This window comes from Thermosynechococcus sp. HY213, assembly GCF_031460975.1.
In the GTDB taxonomy this organism is placed as follows: domain Bacteria; phylum Cyanobacteriota; class Cyanobacteriia; order Thermosynechococcales; family Thermosynechococcaceae; genus Thermosynechococcus.
In genome coordinates this window covers 238,650-260,528 of sequence record NZ_JAVKVB010000004.1, presented here as the reverse complement: position 1 = coordinate 260,528, position 21,879 = coordinate 238,650, and the positions used below count along the sequence as shown (strand labels likewise).

General features: G+C 52.8%; 19 protein-coding genes. 13 read left to right on the top strand and 6 right to left on the bottom strand.

Going from position 1 to position 21,879, the window contains the following annotated elements:
• Nucleotides 1-7: 7 nt before the first annotated feature.
• The gene (locus tag RHK62_RS02465) at nt 8-1,732 is read right to left on the bottom strand and encodes an ABC transporter permease subunit (RefSeq protein ID WP_310453215.1); all 1,725 of its coding nucleotides are present in this window, start codon (nt 1,730-1,732) and stop codon (nt 8-10) included.
• A 127-nt stretch (nt 1,733-1,859) separates the two neighbouring features.
• Here RHK62_RS02465 and pyk point away from each other — a divergent pair, with 127 nt between their 5' ends.
• From pyk to RHK62_RS02435, 6 genes are all read left to right on the top strand, one after another.
• The gene (gene pyk, locus RHK62_RS02460; protein ID WP_310453214.1) at nt 1,860-3,293 is read left to right on the top strand and encodes a pyruvate kinase; all 1,434 of its coding nucleotides are present in this window, start codon (nt 1,860-1,862) and stop codon (nt 3,291-3,293) included.
• An 82-nt stretch (nt 3,294-3,375) separates the two neighbouring features.
• Entirely contained in the window at nt 3,376-4,083 is a 708-nt protein-coding gene (locus tag RHK62_RS02455) for an SIMPL domain-containing protein (RefSeq protein WP_302677241.1), read from the top strand.
• A 9-nt stretch (nt 4,084-4,092) separates the two neighbouring features.
• Nucleotides 4,093-5,445, top strand: coding sequence for a DUF3370 domain-containing protein (locus tag RHK62_RS02450; RefSeq protein WP_206200918.1), 1,353 nt, complete (start codon nt 4,093-4,095; stop codon nt 5,443-5,445).
• A 70-nt stretch (nt 5,446-5,515) separates the two neighbouring features.
• Entirely contained in the window at nt 5,516-6,688 is a 1,173-nt protein-coding gene (moeB, locus tag RHK62_RS02445; RefSeq protein WP_206200917.1) for a molybdopterin-synthase adenylyltransferase MoeB, read from the top strand.
• A gap of 162 nt (nt 6,689-6,850) precedes the next feature.
• Complete coding sequence (locus tag RHK62_RS02440; RefSeq protein ID WP_302677239.1) at nt 6,851-7,318, top strand: photosystem I reaction center protein subunit XI; 468 nt, start codon at nt 6,851-6,853, stop codon at nt 7,316-7,318.
• Between the two features lie 50 nt (nt 7,319-7,368).
• Nucleotides 7,369-7,485 carry a photosystem I reaction center subunit VIII gene (locus tag RHK62_RS02435; RefSeq protein ID WP_149820283.1) on the top strand — a complete coding sequence of 39 codons (117 nt, stop codon included), beginning with the start codon at nt 7,369-7,371 and terminating at the stop codon, nt 7,483-7,485.
• A 109-nt stretch (nt 7,486-7,594) separates the two neighbouring features.
• Here the strand turns inward: RHK62_RS02435 and RHK62_RS02430 are convergent, their stop codons facing one another.
• Nucleotides 7,595-8,128 carry a tetratricopeptide repeat protein gene (locus tag RHK62_RS02430; protein ID WP_206200915.1) on the bottom strand — a complete coding sequence of 178 codons (534 nt, stop codon included), beginning with the start codon at nt 8,126-8,128 and terminating at the stop codon, nt 7,595-7,597.
• 128 nt (nt 8,129-8,256) lie between these two features.
• On the opposite strand from RHK62_RS02430, the gene RHK62_RS02425 reads away from it, so the two are divergent.
• Genes RHK62_RS02425 through RHK62_RS02410 form a run of 4 tightly spaced genes read left to right on the top strand, consistent with a single transcriptional unit; the run spans nt 8,257 to nt 15,131 of the window.
• Nucleotides 8,257-9,324 carry a hypothetical protein gene (locus tag RHK62_RS02425; RefSeq protein WP_302677238.1) on the top strand — a complete coding sequence of 356 codons (1,068 nt, stop codon included), beginning with the start codon at nt 8,257-8,259 and terminating at the stop codon, nt 9,322-9,324.
• Between the two features lie 55 nt (nt 9,325-9,379).
• Nucleotides 9,380-12,580, top strand: a complete 3,201-nt coding sequence (locus tag RHK62_RS02420) for a tubulin-like doman-containing protein (protein WP_310453213.1) — start codon at nt 9,380-9,382, stop codon at nt 12,578-12,580.
• 27 nt (nt 12,581-12,607) lie between these two features.
• Nucleotides 12,608-14,437: a hypothetical protein gene (locus RHK62_RS02415; protein ID WP_302677236.1), complete on the top strand. Its 1,830-nt coding sequence runs from the start codon at nt 12,608-12,610 to the stop codon at nt 14,435-14,437.
• A 10-nt stretch (nt 14,438-14,447) separates the two neighbouring features.
• Nucleotides 14,448-15,131: a hypothetical protein gene (locus tag RHK62_RS02410; RefSeq protein WP_302677235.1), complete on the top strand. Its 684-nt coding sequence runs from the start codon at nt 14,448-14,450 to the stop codon at nt 15,129-15,131.
• Between the two features lie 372 nt (nt 15,132-15,503).
• On the opposite strand, the gene RHK62_RS02405 is transcribed toward RHK62_RS02410, so the two are convergent.
• From RHK62_RS02405 to RHK62_RS02390, 4 genes are all read right to left on the bottom strand, one after another.
• Nucleotides 15,504-16,712, bottom strand: a complete 1,209-nt coding sequence (locus tag RHK62_RS02405) for an MlaD family protein (protein WP_206200913.1) — start codon at nt 16,710-16,712, stop codon at nt 15,504-15,506.
• Nucleotides 16,713-16,753: 41 nt separating this feature from the next.
• Nucleotides 16,754-18,394, bottom strand: a complete 1,641-nt coding sequence (gene nadB, locus RHK62_RS02400; RefSeq protein ID WP_310437964.1) for an L-aspartate oxidase — start codon at nt 18,392-18,394, stop codon at nt 16,754-16,756.
• 31 nt (nt 18,395-18,425) lie between these two features.
• Complete coding sequence (psbU, locus tag RHK62_RS02395; RefSeq protein ID WP_302677231.1) at nt 18,426-18,830, bottom strand: photosystem II complex extrinsic protein PsbU; 405 nt, start codon at nt 18,828-18,830, stop codon at nt 18,426-18,428.
• Nucleotides 18,831-19,067: 237 nt separating this feature from the next.
• The gene (locus RHK62_RS02390; RefSeq protein WP_206200910.1) at nt 19,068-20,267 is read right to left on the bottom strand and encodes an adenylate/guanylate cyclase domain-containing protein; all 1,200 of its coding nucleotides are present in this window, start codon (nt 20,265-20,267) and stop codon (nt 19,068-19,070) included.
• 316 nt (nt 20,268-20,583) lie between these two features.
• Between RHK62_RS02390 and RHK62_RS02385 the strand changes: the two genes are divergently transcribed.
• The 3 genes from RHK62_RS02385 (at nt 20,584) to rplI (ending at nt 21,876) form a co-directional block, all read left to right on the top strand.
• Complete coding sequence (locus RHK62_RS02385; RefSeq protein ID WP_206200909.1) at nt 20,584-21,078, top strand: Photosystem I reaction center subunit III; 495 nt, start codon at nt 20,584-20,586, stop codon at nt 21,076-21,078.
• 37 nt (nt 21,079-21,115) lie between these two features.
• Entirely contained in the window at nt 21,116-21,241 is a 126-nt protein-coding gene (psaJ, locus tag RHK62_RS02380) for a photosystem I reaction center subunit IX (RefSeq protein ID WP_011058244.1), read from the top strand.
• 176 nt (nt 21,242-21,417) lie between these two features.
• A complete protein-coding gene (rplI, locus tag RHK62_RS02375; RefSeq protein WP_302678747.1) occupies nt 21,418-21,876 on the top strand; it encodes a 50S ribosomal protein L9 in 459 nt (152 codons plus the stop codon).
• The last annotated feature ends 3 nt before the right edge of the window (nt 21,877-21,879 follow it).

Genomic DNA, 21,879 nt, shown 5'->3' with positions numbered 1-21,879 from the left:
TCACCGCCTACAGCAGTTGATACTTGGTTTCCGCCAAGCGGTAGAGGGGGCGCCAAACCAAGCGGTTGGTCAAAACCACCAATAGTGACATGACTGCCGTGGCGGCCATCAGTAGGGGAAAATCCCCCCGAACGCTAGCCTCAGAAATCGTGGCCCCCAAGCCAAGGGTTTGCTCCGTTTGATTCTGAAATTCCACATATTCACTGACGATGCTGGAGTTCCAAGCGCCGCCCACCGCCGTAATGATGCCCGTAATCAAATAGGGAAAAATGCCGGGCAGGATCAGGGTGCGCCACCGCTGCCACCAAGAGAGTTGATAGACCACCGCTGCTTCAAATAATTCCGTGGGAATCGCTTGGGCACCGGCAATGACATTAAAGAGGATGTACCACATCGTGCCCAGCATCATCAGTGCCACAGAGCCAATCTCCAAACCCCCACCCACATTGGCCAGCGCCAACAGCAGCACTGGAAACAGCGCCGTAGCCGGTACCGATGCCGCAATTTGGACAATGGGTTGCAACACTTGAGCAGCACGGGGATTGCGACCGATCGCCACCCCCACTGGAACTGTCCACAGTAGGGAGAGAACCAGTGCCACCGCTACCCGCACCGTGGTCAGAACCGCCCCTAGACCAATTTGCTGCCAATCTTGCCAACTGACACCAAACATTTGCCGCAAAAAGGCGATCGCTCCCCAACCCACGAAGGCGGCAAAAATCAGCAAAATGATGGGGGTTATCGGCCAGTTGCCTTGGTCATTCTGGGGGGCAACAGATTGACGTGGGTGTTTGGGGCGCAACTGCTCATCCAGTCGTTCCCAGGCGGGGGCAAAGATATTTTGGTGGAAGGCTCGCAACGTGGGCGATCGCCGCAGGAAATCAAGAACGAAGGATTTAGGCACATTCTCCGCCTCGACCATTTCCATCTTGAATTTTTCGCCCCAAGCAATGAGAGGGCGCCACACCAGAATATCAATTACAATAATGATGCCAATTAATACCGCCAGACCGTAGGCCAATGCTGCATAGTCCTGTTGGTTGGCTGCTTCCGCCAGATAGGAACCTAACCCCGGCAACGTAAAGGTTTTCTCGCCAATGGTAAAAGACTCGATCGCCATCAGGAAAAACCAGCCCCCCGCCACTGACATCACACTATTCCAGATCAGGCCAATGGCACCCGCCGGCAAATCCAGCGTCCACACCTGCTGCCACCACCCCAGCCGATAAATTTTTGCCACCTCCCGCAGCTCTCGAGGCACGCTAATCAAAGACTGATAAAAGCTAAACGTCATATTCCAAGCCATTCCCGTGTAGATGAGGATAATGGCCGCCAATTCCACGCCAATACGGCTCCCCGGAAAGAGGGCAATCAGTGCCAGCACCACCCCCGGCAAAAACGACAGCACGGGAATCGATTGCAGAATATCCAGCAGCGGCAGCAGGATTTTTTCAGCAGTGCGATTGTAGTAGGCAATATAGGAATAGAGGATGCTAAACACCAAGGAGATGATGTAGGCAATCAGCATCCGCAGCAGCGTTTGAGCGGTGTAACTGGGCAAGACCGCTGGACTCAGCTCAATGGTGATCGTGGGGTCATACTGTCCTGTAAACTGCGCCGCCGTGTTGACAATCCAAAAGATCAGGGCAATCAAGGCCAAAATAATCAGGCCATCTTGCCAAGTCCAAGCACGATTCAGCGTTTGATTATCGGGGGTAAGGGGGCGTGCCATCGCGGCCTCCAGCGGTAGTCTCCACGAGGCAAATTATAGCCACATCCCTGTAGCCACAAAAGTTAATGTCCAATGCAAGCCAGAACACCACCGGATTCCCTGACCTATGCCTAAGATTTAGGAGAGCATGAAGTTATCCCCCTCTCCTATGCTGTTTCGTCGCACCAAAATTGTGGCCACCATTGGCCCTGCCAGTCGATCGCGGGAAGTGATCCAGCAGATGCTAACCGCCGGCATGAATGTGGCACGGTTAAATTTCTCCCATGGTGACTATAAAGATCATGCCGAAACCATTACTCTGCTACGACAAGTGGCCAATGAAGCAGCAACCCCCTTAACCCTGCTGCAAGACTTGCAAGGGCCGAAGATTCGCGTTGGCCAGCTTCCTGAAGGGAGCATCGAATTAGTGGAAGGGGAGCAAGTCCACCTCGTGCCGCTCACTGAGGAAGAGACACAAGGCATTGGCATTGATTATCCCTATCTTGCCGAAGAGGCGCAGCCGGGGATGCAGGTGCTCTTGGATGATGGCCTCTTGGAATTGGTGGTCGAGGCCATTGCGGGAGATCGGGTCACCTGCCGGGTGGTGCAGGGGGGCACGCTCAAAAGTCGTAAGGGGGTAAACTTGCCGGATCTCAATCTGCGGCTGCCTTCCCTCACAGACAAAGACAAGCAGGATATTCAATTTGGCATTGAGCAGGGGGTTGATATTATCTCCCTGAGTTTTGTGCGCCGAGCTGAGGATCTCTGGGAGTTGCGGGAGTACTTGGCGGCCCACGGTGCCAGTGATATGCCCGTGCTGGCAAAAATTGAGAAACCCCAAGCAGTGGAAAATCTCTCAGCGATTTTGGGGGTGGCCGATGCAATCATGGTTGCGCGGGGCGATCTCGGTGTGGAGATGCGGGTAGAGAAGGTGCCGCTGCTGCAAAAGCAAATTATTCGCGAGTGCAACTACCGCAGTATTCCTGTGATTACGGCAACCCAAATGCTAGAGAGCATGATTCACAATCCCCGTCCGACGCGGGCAGAGGCCAGTGATGTCGCCAACGCCATTCTTGATGGTACAGATGCGGTGATGTTGTCGGGCGAATCTGCTGTGGGGGCTTTTCCTGGGCAGGCGGTGAAGATGTTGGCGCGGATTGCAGCGGATGTGGAGCCGCACCTTGAGTTTGACAATATGCCCGCCTACCGCAATGATGAGACCCATGCCCTAGGTGAAGCCTTAACCACCATTACTCAAATCCTCGATCTGCGGGCGATCGCCTGCTTTACGGAAACGGGCTATACCGCAACCATTGCCTCTGGGGAACGGGTGAAACCCATGATTGTCGCCTTTACCGATCGCCCCCGCGTTTATCACTGGATGAATTTGCTCTGGGGTGTGAAGCCGATTCTTTTGGAAACGCTGCCTATGACGTTTGAAGGGATGATTGCCGTGGCTGAAAACCAACTCAAGGAGCGCCAGATGGTCACTGAGGGCGATAAAATTTTGATTCTGGGCGGCATTCCTGCCCAAACTCCCCAAGGAACGAATTTTATTAAAATTCATACGATTAGCGCCTAAAGGGGAACAGAATCCGAGTGGGAGGCGGTCTGGAGAGGAACAAGGTTCATGAGTTTTTTGCTGAGCTGTGGTGAATACCGCTGTGAAACATCCGTTAACGCCTTTTTATACCCTCAGTCTTGCCGCGCTTCTTGTTGGGGGATCTGTGGTGGTTGCTGAGCGACCCGCCGTGAGCCAAGAAGCCCAACGTACCCTGACGGTTACAGGTCGAGGGACAGAAGCCATTTCAGCAACCCTTGCCCAAGTCAGCCTAGGGGTCGAGGTGCAAGGTCGCACGGCTCAAGAGGTACAGCAAGAGGTGGCGCGGCGAGCCAATGCCGTTTTGGCGGTTCTGCGGGCACGGGAAGTCAGTCAACTGCAAACCACGGGGCTGAGCCTCAGTCCCAATTATCAGTACACCAACAATCAGCGGATACTGGTGGGCTATATCGGGCGCAATACGGTGAGTTTTCGCATTGCTAGCGATCGCGTAGGGTCCCTTCTTGATGCTGCTGTCCAAGCTGGCGCAACCACGATTGACAATATTAGCTTCACCGCACCAGAGGCGACGATTGCCGCTGCCCAACGCACTGCCCTGCAGCGCGCGACCCAAGATGCCCAAAGTCAAGCCCAAGCGGTACTCAGTGCCCTCAATCTCCAACCGCGCCAAGTGGTGAGCATTCAAATTAATCAGGCGGCACCCCCGCCAAGACCCCTTGCCGTTCGCGCAGCAAACATGGCCGATAGCACCCCTGTGGTGTCCGGGGAATTACAGGTAGAGGCGAGTGTAACGCTGCAAATGAGCTACTAGGTCTCGGTAATGTCTGTTGATTTCCGTTGGTGGTTGGCGAGCGGTGCGGCCTTGGTTGTCATTTCCCCAGTGCTAGCTCAGGCGCCGGCAACAATTGAAAAACCGCAAAAAGTGCTCCCTTTGCCGGGTGCCCTTGATCGGGTGCCTGTGTTGAATAGCAATAGCCCAGAGGTGGTGCAGCGATCAGGGATTCTCCTGTCCACATTTCCGCCAGAGGGCAAAGCAACTCCTAGTGCCCACTTGAACTTTGCTTTTCGCGATCGCTTTGATATTTTTGCCCACCATATTGCGAAGCCCCTCGACCCGCAGGATCTCACGACCCTCTACCTAGGGATTCTCGCCTACAACCCCAGTTCTGAACCGGTAACGGTGAATTTGATCCATGCCGCCAGTTACTTGAGTCAGCCGGATGCGCCCTTTCGTCCTCTGCCCAATCAGCAGGCCAATGATCTCGGCCAAGTTTTTGCTGGTCCGGGCGATCGCGTCATGCTGGATATTTTGCGACAACGGCGGCAATCGGGATGGCCCGCACAAATCATGATTCCCCCGCGCAGTTATGCCCTGATCGCCAATTTACCGATTCCGGTCAAGGGACTCGACCCCCCCCTCAATGGCCGTTCGCTGCTGATTCGTGCCCGCAGTAGTGGCAACCTCTACCTCGCCAGTTTAGCCCGCTTTGGCAATGAACCGCCGACCCTAGAGCAATGGCAGCAGACACTGACGGCAGGGGAATTGGTCACCCCCCGCGATCGCGCCCCCACCCCCCCCGATCAAGGGGGCAGCATTATCTATGGCCGAGTGGCGGGTGTCGCCCTTGGCTCCCGCTGGCACAATCCCCAACAACAACCAATTCCGATTCCCGCCGCGGGGACCGCCTTCTCCTATCCCATTAGTTCGTTAGTGGCAGGGCGCTTGGGCACAGGACAAGTGCAAACGGCTCCCCTCGTGGTGCGCTATCCCGATACGGCCTATGCTGCCCATGGCAACTATGGCATTGAATATGATCTGGTGCTACCGCTACAAAACACCAGCGATCGCCCCCAGACCCTGCGCCTTGCCCTCCAAACCCCCATCAAATTCGACGCCCCCGCCAGGGGCTTACGGTTCTTTGCTGAACCACCCAACCGCATCTTTTTCCGAGGCAGTGTCCGATTGCGCTTCCGCGATGATCAAGGCACCCCCCAAAGTCGGATCATTCACCTTGTCCAACGCCAAGGCCAGCAGGGGGACGATCTGGTGCGGCTCACGCTACAACCCCAAGAAATCCGCTGGGTACAGTTCACCCTGCTCTATCCGCCGGATGCCACCCCCCCGCAAGTGTTGACAATTGAAACCTTGGCAGATCCTCTGTCGCGCCCCTAAGTAAAATAAGAAAATCCCCTCACCCTTGCTGATCGGGTTAGATCAGCCGCATTTTTTATGAAGGGCTACCATGCTAAATCCAGACCTTTCTACGATTGAACTCACGAAAGACGACTATGAACGCTATTCCCGCCATCTGATTTTGCCAGAGGTGGGTGTTGAGGGTCAAAAACGCCTCAAAGCTGCCAGCGTGCTTTGCATTGGCACGGGTGGATTGGGATCGCCTTTGCTGCTCTATCTCGCCGCTGCCGGTATTGGCCGCCTTGGCATTGTAGATTTTGATGTGGTGGATAGCTCCAATTTGCAACGGCAGGTGATCCACGGCACCTCTTGGGTGGGCAAGCCGAAAATTCAATCGGCGAAGCACCGCATCCTTGAGATCAATCCCTACTGCCAAGTGGATCTCTACGAAACTCGCTTGAGCGCCGCCAATGCCCTTGAGATTATGGCGGACTACGACATTGTGGTGGATGGCACCGATAACTTCCCCACCCGCTACTTGGTGAACGATGCTTGTGTGCTCCTGAATAAGCCCAATGTCTATGGCTCCATCTTTCGCTTTGAGGGCCAAGCCACGGTCTTTAACTATGAAGGCGGCCCCAACTATCGTGATCTCTATCCGGAACCGCCGCCACCGGGCCTAGTGCCCTCCTGTGCGGAAGGGGGCGTTCTTGGGATTCTGCCGGGTATTATTGGCGTCATCCAAGCCACGGAGACGATTAAAATTATTCTTGGCAAAGGCACAACCCTCAGTGGCCGCCTCTTGCTCTTCAACGCCCTAGAGATGAAATTCCGTGAACTCAAGCTGCGCCCAAACCCCGAACGGCCAGTCATTGACAAGCTCATTGACTACGAAGAATTTTGTGGTATTCGCCAAGCCAAAGCACAGGAGGCCGCCCAAATGGCAGAAATTCCCGAAATGACCGTCCAGGAACTCAAAGCCCTCATGGACAGCGGTGCCCAAGATTACGTTCTTGTGGATGTGCGCAACCCCAACGAGTACGAAATTGCTCGGATTCCCGGCGCTGTACTCGTTCCCCTCTCGGAGATTGAAAATGGCCCCGGTGTGGAGAAAATCCGCAATCTGGTGAATGGCCATCGCCTCTTGGTGCACTGCAAGATGGGGGGTCGCTCTGCCAAAGCCTTGGGCATACTGAAACAGGCTGGCATTGAGGGGATCAATATCAAAGGGGGCATCAACGCTTGGAGTCAGGAAGTCGATCCCAGCGTACCCACCTACTAACCCCAACTTGAGGGCGGGGCTGCGTAAGGGGATGTTGCGATACATGAACTTTCTTAAAGAGATGAACGCTCTCTCTCGCGCGATCGCCCGCCCTTGCCTAGAATAACCACTTAGGTTCGTGCCTGTGCGCGGACATGACGGAATGCTAGGGAAATAAAAATCATGGCAGAAGAACTGGTTAAGCCATACAATGGTGATCCCTTTATCGGTCACCTATCTACACCCATTTCTGACTCTGGCCTAGTCAAGACCTTTATTGGCAATCTCCCCGCCTATCGTCAAGGCCTCTCGCCCATTCTGCGGGGGCTAGAAGTAGGGATGGCTCACGGCTACTTTGTCATTGGTCCTTGGGTCAAGCTCGGTCCCTTGCGGGATTCCGATGTGGCCAACTTGGGCGGTTTAATTTCTGGTATCGCCCTGATTTTGATTGCCACAGCTTGCCTAGCCGCCTATGGCCTTGTGAGTTTTCAAAAGGGTGGCAGCAGCAGCGATCCCCTGAAAACCGGTGAGGGTTGGAGTCAGTTTACGGCTGGCTTCTTTGTGGGGGCTATGGGTGGTGCCTTTGTTGCCTTCTTCCTCCTCGAAAACTTTGCTGTTGTGGATGGCATCATGACCGGCCTCTTTAACTAGGGCCTTGGTCACACTTTACTTTTGATCACCCAGAAGGAGAACCGCTGATTATGATGGGATCTTACGCTGCATCCTTTTTGCCTTGGATTTTTATTCCCGTAGTGTGCTGGCTGATGCCCACGGTGGTGATGGGGTTGCTGTTCCTCTACATCGAAGGAGACGCCTAAACCGAGGGGTAGCTTATCCAGCTAAATACACAGAGTGAATTGCGAACTGGTTGGGGAATGTCCTAGCCAGTTTTTTATTGTTAACCAGTTTTTGTTTGGCGAGGGATCCTCAAGCCGCCGCGCCACTCAGCCGTTTTTTCAGGGAATTCACCCGCCGTTGGGCGATCGCATTGTTGGGGTCGTATTTCAGGGTGTGCTGATAGGCCTCAAGGGCTGGCTGGGCTAGATTCTTTTTCTCATAGGCATGGCCTAGGTTGTTGGCAGCCGTGATGTACTCAGGCTGATTTTTCAGAGCCTCCTTGTACTGGCGAATTGCGAGATCATACTGCTCCTGCATGAAATAGGCATAGCCAAGGGCATTGTAGATGGGAGCCACATAGGTTTCACCTTCACTTTCAGCCGCCTTCAGGGCTTTTTGAAACAGGGGAATCGCTTGACTGGCCAGTTTCTTTGTCAGGTAGATGCTGCCGAGTTCAAAGTATTCTTGAGTGGTCCCTGGTTCCTGCTTGAGTTTTCGTTGCAGGCGTGCCAAAGTAGATTCAATGCGGCGGGTTTTGAGGATTTGTTTGACCACAAACCAAGCTGAGACGCCGAGTAGAATAATCAACACACTTAAATAAACCGCAGGTAAGGCATTCTCCATGGTAAGTCGTATCCCCAGTAACAACCGATCATTCTAAAATTGAGGCTCTACGCATTTATTCCTTAGGTCTATGATAAACAGAGGCGACCCCTTTAACCCTAGAAATCTCGCAATTTAAGCCACTGACTATGAATCCACCTGTGGTTCCCGGCAATCGTCCCCTCACCCCCCAGCAAAAGGACGGGTTGGCGTGGGTTGGGCGTTGGGGCGGTCGGGATGTGGTGCTGGCGATCGACCTCACGGAAAGTGTCGGCCTCAATGATCCAGGGCGGCTCCACCTACGGCAGATCATTGAAAAAACCTTAACCAAGGGGGACACCGTTCATATTCTGCCCTTTGCCATGACGGTGCGATCGCCCGTGGTCTTTGAATACCAAGGGTCTGTGGATATTCCCAAAATTTTAGAAGCGGTGCCCATGAATGCCGGCACTGAGCAGGGTACCGATATTATGTGTGCCGAACTCTTTGTCTATCGCTATTTGGCGCAACTCAACCAAGACCGCCTCCACAATCAGCAACCGATCAAAAACCAGTCGGTGATTTGGATTACGGATGCTCCCCTCAACCTTCCCCAAGGGCAAGCGGATCAATGGATAGAAGTCCCCAATAGTGTCTGTGGTCTAGCCGATACCCCAGAAGCCCAAGAGCGCAGCCAATGGTTTGCGGCTCTACCAATGCAGCAGCGCAGTATTCAGCCCGGCAACTTTCAGCTAACCGTTGTCGATGTGCCAGCCACAGTGCAGGAATTTTGTACCCCTAAACCCGGCGGCGGCGACATCTGTCTAGTGGACGCCTATCTTCGGGGACAACTGGGGTGGCAGATTCTGCTGGCGAGTGTCTTGGGGGTGTTGGTTCTTGGGGCTGGCTTGTGGTTCGCTGTGCATTGGCTGCGGCAGCAAATTCCTTGGTCTGTCACTGTTCAGGTGGGGGATCAAGAGTATCGCTTTGCCCTCAAGCATGGCCAAAAAATTGGTGTCGGCGGTAGTGTCGCTGGTACGTTCTTGGTGGTGCCTTTGCCCAGTATGATGGCGATCGCCATCCTTGAACGGCGAGATCAAAACCTGATCATTCATGCCCTAGAATCAGGAGAACTCACCTGTGATGGTCAGCCAATCTTTGGCTCGATCACCATTCCTAAACAGCGTAGCTTTGCTCTCCTTGCATACAAGGATAAAATCATCAGGATAACCCTATAAAGTGATTCCTTAAGGTTGATCTCTTTCGTTTAGCAGCAGACTCATAGGGGGCTGGATGTTTACCACAGATACCGCAGAAAACAATAATTTGACCGTTATGCCCGTTATCTGCGTAGGGCTAGGGGGCACCGGGCGAGATGTTCTGGTACGCATTCGCCAAAATATCATTGAAGAATTTGGTTCCTTGGCCGATCTACCCATCGTCAGTTTTGTGCAAATTGATACCGATCGCGGGGGGCCCATTCCCAGTTACCGAGGCCAAAGCATTGAATTTACCCCGGCTGAGGAAGTCCATATCCGCGTTTCCCTCAACGAAGTCAATGAATTTAAGCAGAACTACGAACGGCGGAAAAAAAATACCTATGTGCAAAATTCCGACGACCATATCCTTGAATGGTTTCCCGATCAACTGATTCGCAACCTCAGCGCCATTGAGCAGGGAGCAGGTGCCGTGAGGGCAGTGGGTCGTTTTGCCCTCTTCAAAAATTATGATCGGGTGGTGAGAACCTTGAACTTAGCCCATGGCCGTGTGGTTGGTGCTGATGCGGGTGCCCTGATTGCCCGTGGCATCGAAGTCAGGCCGGGGTTACGGGTTTTTGTGGCGGGTTCCCTGTGCGGCGGTACCGGTAGCGGCCTGTTTCTCGATATCGGCTACATTCTGCGGCGGCTCTTTGCCGAAAGTGTGCCCAACTTTGAAACCTACGGCTACTTTGTCGTCAGTCCCGATCTCTACGGTGGCAACGATGTCGTCAAGGCCAACTGCTACGCTGCCCTCAAGGAATTGGACTATTACACCCGCAAGGGCACCATTTTTAATGCCCAATACCCCGGCGAACGCCGTCTAGGGGAGTCTCGCCCGCCCTACGACTACATCTACTTGATGTCCAACGCCACCCCCGGCGGCACATTCATCATTCCCCCAACGGATCCCAACGCCAAGGGCAAAATCGCCAACACCATTGCTCAGAAAATTTGCCTCTTTTTGAGTAGTAGTGCGACGGCTGCCGCTGCAATCTCTGCCCGTGACAATTTGCGTTCCATTGATGCCACCGAAGAATACGATAAACACCCCCGCCCAAATCGCCAGCGCTACATGGCCACTGGACTGGCGAGCATTTACTTCCCCCAAGACAAGATCAATTTGCTGGCCGCCAACCAAATCAAAATTCAAGTGTTAGAGTTCTGGAAAAATGGTCTTGGTCAAGCCCCCACTAACAGCCAAATGCAGCAGTTCTATACAAGTCAATTTGACTGGGGGACGGATGATCTAGGGCAACTGCTGAAACAACGGTTAGAAAAAGTCCCCGTGCAGGGAGGAACGCTAAGTGCCAATTTAGAACGCTGGCGCAACGATCAATATAGTCAAATTAGTGCAGCCCAATCCCGTGGGCAACAAGATCTGTTAAAAACGCAATTTCCCCAGAATGCCATGGCACTGCTGAACTATGTGCGCCCTGCAGAGAACAGCAAAGAACGGGGGGTTTGGCTCACGCCAATTGTTGAGCACACGTCAGACGTGACCAATGACATCAAAGCCAGTATTGAAAAATTTCTAGAGCAAATCCTGCAACCAGATCACCAATTCTTTGGCCTCGACAATGCCATTAACTGGCTACAGGGACTCAAGACTAACTTCGAGCGTGTCCGTGCTCAATACGAGGCGAATCGTCCCCAAAATGCTGATGCGGAACTGCGCAATATCACTACCCAACTGCAAAATGAGGTGCAGGCAATTCAGGGGCAGCTTCTTCCCTTTGGCAAAACGGCAAAAATTCAAACTGCCTTTCGGGTGGCTGTGGATCAAGTGCTGACCCTCGCTCGCCAAAATTACCAATCGCAGGTGAGTCGTCAAGCCCGGGTGGCTACAGAAGACCTGATTGTATTTACGAATCAAAAAATTGCCCAGTTGGTGCAGTTACGCAACTTCATCCAAGAAAATATCCTCGTACTGCAACGGCGGGGTGAAAAGCTCTCGGAAGTCAATGTTCAAGAGCGAATTGGCTTGCCCATTGTCAATCCCCAAGACACCGAAAATGCGATTAATGCGGTGTTGCCCCCCAAGGAAGGGGAGCGGCGCTTGGCTCTGGAACAGCTTTCTACTGAGGTGATTCAAAAAGCAGTGGTTGTCAGCACAGAGGCGCCACCGAGCTTAGAACGCTTCCTCAAACCCCAGTTTACAGCGGAAGTTCCCATTGCCCTTGATCAAGTGGTGGACAGACGGATTTCGACCTTGATGCTGGCACTGCGGGGATCGGCAATTCAGCGTTTTATGGAAATGGGCAGCCGCGAGCAGTTGATTGCGTATTTAACATCGCTGAAGAATCAGTCGGACATTCTGCTGCCTCTGAATCTTAATGACGGCTATTTTAACAACGCCCCCCATAAGCGAACGGTCTTCATTGCCTATCACCAACCCCCCACAGAGGATGCCTATGTGCAGGCCTTTACCCAACTGCTGACGGAAACAGGGATACTGGGGAATGCACAGCGGGTGCAATTGCCGGCGTCAGAACAGCATCAAGTGATTTTCATGACGGAGTATGCCGGCTTTCCCCTGCGGTTGATCAATGATTTGACGGCCAAGAATTTCCAGTATGCCTACGAAAACCGAGGCGACGCGGGCAATTTTGACGCCCTGCATACCAATAAAACGATTACGCTCACGGATATTTTGCCGCCCCCGCCAGAAGTGGTGCGGGAAGTGCAGGAGCTGTTCTTTAAGTGCCTCGGCTTGAGAATGTTTGCCCTAGAGGGCGATAATCTTGTCTTTGATCCTAAAAACAAGGGCAGGAAAATTACCTTTGGGAATGATTGGTCAGTCGTTATTGATCAATTAACTTGGGTGCAGATTCGCAACCAAGATCAACGTACCATGACATTAACAGATGTCCTTCACCAACAACTGAATGGGGTAATTGAGCTTCTAGTGAGTAATCCCCCGCAATGGCAAAAGGACTATCGGCCACATGTGATGACACTCATTGAGGAAATTCGCGCCTACTCACCCGATCACATTAACTTTGCCATGGTGCCAATTGTGGCAGGGACAGAGATTCAAGGCCTCACGGAGATTGCCCAAAAGGGCATTCTTGAGGAGTTGATTGAGGAACTGGACAAACGCATTGAGGATCGCTGGAGCCAAACATTGACCTCGGGTACAACTCGGAGCGATCGCCTACTCAATCAGTCACCACCCCCTGAGCAACAAGATGTTGACGCGGCAGATGAGGATGATCAAGACAAACTAGAGCAATAACGCATTGTTTTCCCTGAGGTAAAAAGAATGGAGCTGTTTAGCCTGTTTCTAGAAGAGGTGCAGGGTTCGCCCATCCTCCAACTCTTTATTGGCACGCCGATCCTCATTGCCTTTATGAGTGCTGTGCTGCGGTGGCGCCTTTTTTTACGGTTAATGGAGTTTATCCGCTGGCAGTGGGCTGTGGCCAGTGAGACGACACAAGCGCCCGTTCTCATTCAGAACCTGCGGCAGCGGATGACGCGCTGCTTAGAAAAGTACGACGAGATCAATACAGTTACCTTGGTGGACTACATGCTTGGCCAAGAACGGCTGTGGGGCATGTCCCTAGAACAAATTGAGTACCTGACACGGGTAACCCCCAACTTACTGATTGCGATTGGGTTGCTGGGCACGTTTTTGGGAATCACGATCAATGTCTTTAGCATCATCGACAACTTGGGAACACTGGATATTTCTGCCCTTCAAGGGGAAAATCCTGCCCAACAGAATGTTGTGATTCAGGAATTGTTCACTCGGTTCCGTCAGCCGCTGCGGGGAATGGCGCTGGCCTTTGTGTCGAGTTTGGTCAGCCTTTCGCTGGGAATTTTGCTAACCTTTATCAATTCTATTTGGAATACCACTTTGGCACGGCGGCACTTTTTCACAGCTGTAGAACTGTATCTGGATCATGAACTAGCTAGTGAACAACGAAACCCCACTGGACGGTTGATTAAATCCATTGATGACAACTTTTCTATCTTTTTAGAGAACTTCCATGAAACTGTCACTAGCGCAATTAGAGAACCCCTCGAGCGGGAATTGGCCAATCTTAGGCAAATGTACAGCAGGAATATTGAGCTAGCGGAGAGGGTCTTTGCCAGAATCGATAACGCAGCGGGCAATCTTGTGTCTGGGGCAAATATCTTTCAGACCGCAGTGCAGACATTGGAAAATAGCGAGTTTGCGGAGAAATTTAGTACGGCAACACAGCAACTTGCGCAGTTTATTGATCAGTTGACGACAGCGGCGGCGCGATCGCAAGAACTGAATAGTCAAGTGATTGCCCTGACCACCAAGGTTTCAGAAACCCTAGAGCGGGTCAATCGCACCCACGTGAATTTTGAGGAAATTGCCAGCGATCTCAGCACCACCACGACCACCTTTAGACATATTCACGACATGGTTTTGGGCTTGGTCAACCAGATTGAGCAGGTGAATCGGCAAGTGGCGCAGAAGTCCACGGAACTGGCACAAGTCGCAGATCAACTGACGGAACTGCTGGCGATCGCCCAAAGATCACAAAATACCCTGAGCCAAAATCAACAGGAACTCCTAACGATGCTGCGCTCTATGGAGCGACTTAGTAATGATGTTGGCCAACACCTCCTCCAAGGGAATGAGGAACTGCGGCAAGTGCGTTTTGGTGTTAGCAAGTTTTGCACGGAAGTGTCCAATATTATTGAGCAGAACAAAACCAGTCAAGAGCAGTTGCTCACTCTTTTGAGGAAGAATACCTCCCATGTCGAACAACTGAGTACAGCCGCAAACCAAATTTCCCGTGTCACAGAGCAGTTGGATCGGCAATATAAATCCCTCACCGACCAGTTAACAACTCTCAGAAATAGCTTTGAAAACTATCGCAAGCAACGCTCCGCAAGCGATGGCGATCGCCAGAGCCAGATCAAAGCCCTTGAGAAGTGCCTAGAGCAAGTGACGGATCAAATTACCCAAGTGGTCAACGAGCAGTTAAGCCAATTGAAGAAACACAGCCAAGACTCTAGCCAATCAATGACCAAAGCCGTTCAATCCCTTGAGCAAATCAATGGCAACTTGGTGACTCTCTCCCAAAAAATTACACCCGCTCCCACGCAAACTTAGGTAATTGTCTATGCGCCCACTCCGTCGCTCTTGGCAACAGGAATCAGAGGACTTCAACCCTTGGATGTCCTACACGGATCTGATGTCTGGCAGCTTGCTGATTTTGAGCTTAATCACGTTTTTCATGATGATTTTTATGATTGTTAATCAAAAACAAGTGAATGAACTGAGAAAACAGCTTCAAACCCAACAGACTGTCCAAGGACCGCCGCCGATTCTCTTTATTCCAGATAATGAAAAATTTCGTTTCCCTGCGGGCAGTGCGCAACTCTCTGAACCGTTTCGCCAATACATTTGGGTAAATTTAGCCTCAATGGTTATGGATACCCGTGAAAAGTATGGTATTGACACCGTGGAAATCATTGGCCATACCGACGGCCAGCCCAATCAAGGCAGTGGCAGTAATCTCGATACATTGCTAGAGCAGGCGGCAGCCAGTAATACATTGAACCGCTTGACCCCCGGCTCGAATGCTGATCTCGGTCTAATGCGGGCACTGGCGATCGCCAACGAACTCCGCAAGGCCCAAGCAAAACAACCCAAACTGGCTGGCCTGAAATTTCGCGCCTACTCTGCGGGGCAGCTCTACTTGCTCAATGGTCAACTCGCACCAGCGAACCGCAATCCAGATGCTTCCCGGCGTCGTATCGAAGTGCGCTTTACCCGCACAGGAGAAACCCGAACAGCTCGTTAAAATCAACGTTACGGATTTTTACGTCGGGATTGGGCACGGGATATTTTGGAAAAGGGCTGTACTAAACGCCAATCCTTGCCTTGCTAGAGCAGGCGGCAGCCAGTAATACATTGAACTGCTTGACCCCCGGCTCGAATGCTGATCTCGGTCTGATGCGGGCACTGGCGATCGCCAACGAACTGCGCAAGGCCCAAGCAAAACAACCCAAACTGGCTGGCCTGAAATTTCGCGCCTACTCTGCGGGGCAGCTCTACTGGCTCAATGGTCAACTCGCACCAGTAAACCGCAATCCAGATGTTTCCCGTCGTCGTAGCGAAGTGCGCTTTACCTGTATGGGTAGCACAGAAACCGCCCGCTCAACCAATTGCCAACCTAGGGATCACTGGTCACGGCAGCTTCTTCCTCTTTGGGGGGCGTCGCAGCCACACTTGGACTCGGGGCAGGGTTGGGGGGTGGTGGCTGAGTTTCTCCTAGGGAAGTGGCATGGAGTGCCAAGAATTGCTGCTCAAGCTCCTCACTCGAAGCCAGTAGGCGGCTGAGGATTTTAATGAGGCGTCGCAAATCAGACTGGAACGATTCATCGCCCGTGAGTTTGAGCAAGTCATTCGTGAGTTTTTGGGCATTGATAAATGTTGCCCGTGCTGCATCTAGGGTTTGGGCGATCGACAGCATAATGATAGGACTGCTCAGTGTCCCAGAGACTTTATTGAGATTGGCTGCTGCCTCAGCACCATTTTTAATGAGGGCATCCAAATTGGCCAATAATTCCCCCTGCTCCAGCTGCTTGGTCAGGGGACGAAGGGCATGAAGCGTGGTTCTCAGATCGCGGGCCGCGCCATCAATGTTGCGCAAGGCGGAGTTAATCGTGTTGCGGTTGACCTCAACCATTTCACTGATCTGGTTGGCCGCACGGGTCACCGCTTGCGAGGCTGTGCTAAAGTTCCGTAGTTCAGCACGGGCTTCATTACTGAGGGCGTTGAAACTATCGAGGGCAGTGGTCACCTTCGTCAGGGATTGATCGGCACGATTGACGGTGCGGGTTGCGCCCAGAATGAGGGTATTGGCGTTATTGATAATCCCTGATTCTTCCAGCGCTAGGGTAAAGCGGGTAGCTGCCCGTATGAGGTCTTCGAGGCTGGCTGTTCGGACGCCCGTCACGCGATCGCCATTGCAGTAAATCAAGTCTGGTTGGCACTTGGGGGCAAAGGCAGTGACGCCCTCGGGAATCTCCGGTACTCGCTCCTTGGGGGTAAAGTCCAAGAAAGCCTGACCAATAAAGCCCGACTGGCGAATCTCCGGTACAGCACTACGGGGAATCAACACATTATTGACGCGCACACTCACTTGGACACCATTGGCGTCAAACCCAATGGCCGTGACGCGACCCACTTGGACACCGCGATAGCGCACCTGTGTCCCCACCGCTAAGCCGGGTGCTGTATCCAATTCCACCTCAAGGGTGTAGCTATTGGTACCGGCAAGGTTGCCCCGCAACCAGAGTAGGCCGACCCCTAATGTGGCTAAGCCCGCAAGGATCACCAGACCCACCAAACTTTCCTGCACACGCCGTGACTGCATCATAGGGATAGATCACCGCAAAAAATTTTTGGAATCTATAGCAACTATAGTTTACTCTGGACGCCTTGAATTGCCGCTTTTTGCCAGTGCTCTCCCCAAATTAGGGTGTGCATTTGCCAATTGGGATCGGGTTGGGGGTAGTCTTGACGGTAGTGGCCTCCGCGGCTTTCCTCCCGAAAGAGGGCACTTTTGAGAATTAAGTAGGCAATGTCCAAGAGATTGCGTAGCTCGCCCCATTCCCAAAGAGTTGTCTGGGCGGCTGTATTGCTGAGGGTATAGCAGTGATTGGGGTTGAGTTCACGAAGGGCGATCGCAATCGGATGAGCCAGCAGTTCTTGGCGCCATTCTTTCACTTGGGAAAGAGCGGCCATCAGTGTGGGAGCATCGCGACAAATGCCAGCACTTTGCCACAGGAGTTCCCGCAGATCTTGGCGCCACTGCCGAAAACTCACTGGCTCAATTTCAAGGGCTTGCTGGCTAACAGGGGACACCGCCAAGGGAAGGGGCTGAGGGTGCAGATGTGCCAGTTGAGCTGAAAAGACAAAGCATTCCAAAAGGGAGTTACTCGCAAGGCGATTGGCACCGTGGACACCAGTACTGGCAACTTCACCAACGGCATAGAGGCCGGGAAGGCTGGTCTTGGCCTGTAAATCGGTGACGACTCCTCCCATCCAGTAATGGGCTGCTGGAGACACGGGAATGGGTTGCTGTTCAACATCAATGCCCCACTGCCGACAGACAGCAATGATTTTCGGAAAACGGTAGTGCAGGCGATCGCGAGAAATCGGTCGTAAGTCCAGCCAGACATGGGGGGCATGGCTCTGCTGAAGGTGACGGTAAATGGCGCGACTGACAATATCCCGTGGTGCCAGCTCGCCAGCAGGATGGTAGTCCGCCACAAAGCGATGCCCTGTGTGGTCTATGAGATGTGCCCCTTCACCGCGCACTGCTTCACTGATCAGAAATCGCGGTGCTCCCTCAACGGCAAGAGCGGTGGGATGAAATTGGAAAAACTCGACATCCCGAATGTGTGCTCCTGCCCGCCATGCCATTGCCACACCATCGCCAGTGCTTAAGGGGGGATTCGTGGTTTGGGCAAAAACTTGACCGCCGCCCCCTGTGGCGAGAACAACTGCCCCCGAGCGCAGCCACTGAAGTTGTCCCTGACGCAACAGACACACCCCACAGCATCGCCCCGACTCTAGCCACAGATCAAAGACAAAGCTATTGGGCAGAAGCGCGATATGGGGTGCAGCAGTGACCTGTTCGAGCAGTGTTGTAATCAGGGCTTGACCTGTGGTGTCAGCGGCATGAAGTACCCGAGGACGAGAATGAGCCGCTTCGAGGGTCAGAGCCGGGCGATCGCCCACGCGATCAAAAGCCACCCCCATCGCCAAGAGCCGCTCCACCTGTGCCGGTGCCTGCTCAACCAAAAACTGGACACTCACTGGATCACAGAGGCCAGCCCCCGCAGCAAGGGTATCTTGGGCATGGAGTAGGGGAGAATCCGTCGGGTCAATGGCCGCAGCCATACCGCCTTGTGCCCAGCCACTGGCAGATTGGCGAAGGTCAGTTTTGGTAATCAGGCCAATGCGATAACTAGGGGGAAGGGCAAGGGCAGCACTGAGACCCGCAGCACCACTGCCAATGATTAAGACATCAAATCCAGAAGTTGCGGGAGTCAACGCTAACCCAAAGTTGATCTAATGAGGGTAGTTATTTGTATAGCCCATTATTATAGCGATCGCCACCCTCAACGAGAGCCGTTTCCACCTCGGTCACCGTAAAGTGATCCAAGTTTTCCCGCAGAATTTCCTTTTGCCGCTCCGTCAAGCCGGGAATATTCAGGACATCTTCAACGGATTGGTAGGGGGCATTTTTAACGATTAACTTAGCTAGGGTTGGGTATAACCCCCGGTATTGAATAAAGGCGGCAATGTTGGTATTGTTAAGGTCAATTTTTTCACCATAGGCAGTGCCAAGTTTCTCATCTATCACATTGACCAGTTCTTCCTCGGTGGATGCAGTTGCCGCCAAGGTTGGGGCACTCCAGTTGATCCAGCCCAACAGGCTAACGCCCACGAAGTAAGCCAGTGCTAGCCAGCGGCCCAAACGTTGCATAATTCCTTTACCTCCCAAATCTCACAGGTCATTACAAAAAACAGCGGTTCATTAAGAGTCAAAGCAAAGAACTGACCACATCGCACAGCGAGCGCAGGCGGCGGTAGCCGATCGCCAGCAGGGTGACAGAGGAAACTGAGGCATCACGCCCACAATAGACTGATGTCTAGACTGCCCCCTACAGGTGATTCAATAATATCAGAGGGAGGCCGTCCCTTAATCCCTTTTTTCAGGTGTTTAGTGCAGGGTGTCCCTACCTTTGATGGCTTGGGCAAGGAACCGATGGAGGTCATCAAAGCTGCCCACGTAGGCGGGTACAGGAGCATCATAGCCCTTGAGGTTCAGCACTTGGGGTCGAAAGGGGACAACGGTTGGACAAGACTGCACAAGGTAGTGGTAGGTGGTTGCCCCCATAGCCAGATCAGCGGCAATGGTTTTGGTGGCACTCTCAAGGCGAAAGGCAGCGTTAACGGTATCTCCCAGAGCAGTATAGTCGGGGCGATCGCCACTCCCCGTATTACCCACCATGGCATAGCCCGTATTCAAACCAGAACCAATGCGCAGTGGCCACGGCAAGGGATAGTGCTGGTGCAGTTCTCCCGTCATCAGCCGTAAATCCTCTAAGGCAGAGAGGGTGTGGCAAATTTCTTGATAGCCAATCTCCTCGCTTTCGTGGATCCAAACCGCCATGACCGCATCGCCAATGTACTTATCAACCCAACTGCCGTACTGACGAATAATCTCGCCCGCCCGATGAAACCACGTGCCAATTAGCTCCGACAGTAGCTCCTCTTCGAGTTGCCGCGTTAGCTTGGTAAAGTCACGAATATCCACCACCAGAACCGTCAACAGGCGGCGGACATGGAGCAGTGCTGTGGAGGAGCCTTCGGATTGAGGCAAAGACAGAGTGGCATTTTCGGCAAATAGGGAGGCAAAGGGTTCGTTAAAAAAGTCCAGTTCCGTTTGGCCAAAGGTAATGCGATCGCCATTGTGCAGGGCCACGGGAATACTGACGCGGCGACCATTGACGAACGTGCCATTGCGACTGCCGAGATCAATGAGATAAAACTCCCCCTGTCCCATGCGCTGAATCATGGCATGGTTCCGTGACATCCAGCGATCGCTGAGCACAATGGAATTGTCTTCACTGCGGCCAATGGTCCAGCAGTTCCCCCCTGTCAAGGGAAAATAACAAACCGTGTCCTCACTCACCAGTGCCAGATGGGGTTCTGAGGGGGGTGGGGTCTCAAGGTGAACGACCTCAGGGGCGCCGGGAATCTGCGAGAGGGTATGGCGGAGTTGATTAATAATTTGCTGCTGACGCAAAATAATCGCCACTAACTGTTGGGCAGGTAAGGTCTCGAGGATCTTTTGGTCGGGCAAGTTAAAGGTCAGGTCAGCATCCATGGGGGGTAAAATAGGAGAAACACTTTTCATGGTTGCGAAATCACCGTGGGTCAGCTCTCCCCCCAGCGCCACCGATGTGTAGATGTTTCAAAGTCAAATCCAGCAATAGATCCAGTCTAGCAAAGGAGCTTTGTCTGGCTCAATAGATGCAGTTTGTGCGGTAGCACCAATCAACCATAGAACGATCGCCAGAGGAAGCATTAGTCAGCATTTGCCCTCGTAAAAATTATTAACCTTTCCCCTAGGGTTGGGTTGAAGCCCATCCGCTAAAATGATGGCAGCTTTGGGAGGGATTGCTCTCTCCGTGAATGCACTTTGACCTGTCTGCATTTGAGGACAACACTCCATGCGTCGATTGTTAGCCCTACTCCTTGTCTTGACCCTGTGGCTAGGTTTTACCCCTCTAGCCGCCGCTGATGTGGCAGGACTCGTCCCCTGCAAAGATTCTCCTGCCTTTCAAAAACGTGCTGCCGCTGCTGTGAATACCACCGCTGATCCCGCCTCCGGTCAAAAACGGTTTGAGCGCTATAGTCAAGCCCTATGCGGCCAAGATGGTTTGCCCCACCTCGTTGTGGATGGTCGCCTCAGCCGTGCCGGTGATTTTCTCATTCCCAGTGTGCTCTTCCTGTACATTGCCGGCTGGATTGGCTGGGTGGGTCGCGCCTACTTGATTGCTGTGCGCAACAGCGGTGAGGCCAATGAAAAAGAAATCATTATTGATGTGCCCCTTGCCATCAAATGCATGCTCACGGGGTTTGCTTGGCCATTGGCTGCCCTCAAGGAGCTGGCATCGGGTGAACTCACCGCCAAAGACAACGAAATCACCGTTTCCCCTCGCTAGCTTCACTGTTTGTTGACTGTCATAAGGACGACGTACCATGAAACACTTTTTGACCTATCTTTCCACCGCGCCCGTGCTGGCCGCCATTTGGATGACGATTACCGCTGGGATTTTGATTGAGTTTAATCGTTTCTATCCCGACTTGCTCTTCCATCCCCTCTAAGTGAACCCTTAACTTTGGAACAAACTCGGTACAAGGGTGGAACAGCGTTCTGCCCTTTTTTTGTCGCAATTGCTGCCGAGAGGCTATAGAATAGTTATTTGTCCTAAAATAGCAGCCGTAGCCACCAGCGCTGACGCTTGCTGTTAACCCATCCAGTTCAATGAAAGAGGATCCCCATGGCAAAGCGGGTGCAAGTTGTCTTGAATGAAACCGTCAATAAACTCGGGCGAATGGGTCAAGTTGTCGAAGTCGCCCCCGGCTATGCCCGTAATTACCTATTTCCAAGAGGGATTGCCGAGCCAGCAACCCCCAGTGCCCTGCGGCGCGTAGAGCGGCTCCAAGAAAAAGAACGGCAGCGGCTCGCCGAACTTAAAGGCGTTGCTGAAAAACAAAAAGCCACCCTCGAAAAACTGGCCACCATTACCATCTCAATGCCCGTGGGCGAAAAAGATATGCTCTTTGGCAGCGTTACACCCAAAGATGTGGCCGATGCAATTCAAGCGATTACGGGTGAAACCATCGATCGTCGCGAAATAACTCTGCCGGAGATTCGCAAATTGGGCACCTACACGTCTGAAATCAAGCTTCACCCCGAAGTGAGTGTCAAACTCAATATCCAAGTCGTTGCCGATTAGGGC

Coding starts and splice junctions, on each gene's coding strand:
- RHK62_RS02465 (WP_310453215.1), bottom strand. CDS start 1,732: ATGGCACGCCCCCTTACCCCCGATAATCAAACGCTGAATCGTGCTTGG.
- pyk (WP_310453214.1), top strand. CDS start 1,860: ATGAAGTTATCCCCCTCTCCTATGCTGTTTCGTCGCACCAAAATTGTG.
- RHK62_RS02450 (WP_206200918.1), top strand. CDS start 4,093: ATGTCTGTTGATTTCCGTTGGTGGTTGGCGAGCGGTGCGGCCTTGGTT.
- moeB (WP_206200917.1), top strand. CDS start 5,516: ATGCTAAATCCAGACCTTTCTACGATTGAACTCACGAAAGACGACTAT.
- RHK62_RS02440 (WP_302677239.1), top strand. CDS start 6,851: ATGGCAGAAGAACTGGTTAAGCCATACAATGGTGATCCCTTTATCGGT.
- RHK62_RS02435 (WP_149820283.1), top strand. CDS start 7,369: ATGATGGGATCTTACGCTGCATCCTTTTTGCCTTGGATTTTTATTCCC.
- RHK62_RS02430 (WP_206200915.1), bottom strand. CDS start 8,128: ATGGAGAATGCCTTACCTGCGGTTTATTTAAGTGTGTTGATTATTCTA.
- RHK62_RS02425 (WP_302677238.1), top strand. CDS start 8,257: ATGAATCCACCTGTGGTTCCCGGCAATCGTCCCCTCACCCCCCAGCAA.
- RHK62_RS02420 (WP_310453213.1), top strand. CDS start 9,380: ATGTTTACCACAGATACCGCAGAAAACAATAATTTGACCGTTATGCCC.
- RHK62_RS02415 (WP_302677236.1), top strand. CDS start 12,608: ATGGAGCTGTTTAGCCTGTTTCTAGAAGAGGTGCAGGGTTCGCCCATC.
- RHK62_RS02410 (WP_302677235.1), top strand. CDS start 14,448: ATGCGCCCACTCCGTCGCTCTTGGCAACAGGAATCAGAGGACTTCAAC.
- RHK62_RS02405 (WP_206200913.1), bottom strand. CDS start 16,712: ATGATGCAGTCACGGCGTGTGCAGGAAAGTTTGGTGGGTCTGGTGATC.
- psbU (WP_302677231.1), bottom strand. CDS start 18,830: ATGCAACGTTTGGGCCGCTGGCTAGCACTGGCTTACTTCGTGGGCGTT.
- RHK62_RS02390 (WP_206200910.1), bottom strand. CDS start 20,267: ATGAAAAGTGTTTCTCCTATTTTACCCCCCATGGATGCTGACCTGACC.
- RHK62_RS02385 (WP_206200909.1), top strand. CDS start 20,584: ATGCGTCGATTGTTAGCCCTACTCCTTGTCTTGACCCTGTGGCTAGGT.
- psaJ (WP_011058244.1), top strand. CDS start 21,116: ATGAAACACTTTTTGACCTATCTTTCCACCGCGCCCGTGCTGGCCGCC.
- rplI (WP_302678747.1), top strand. CDS start 21,418: ATGGCAAAGCGGGTGCAAGTTGTCTTGAATGAAACCGTCAATAAACTC.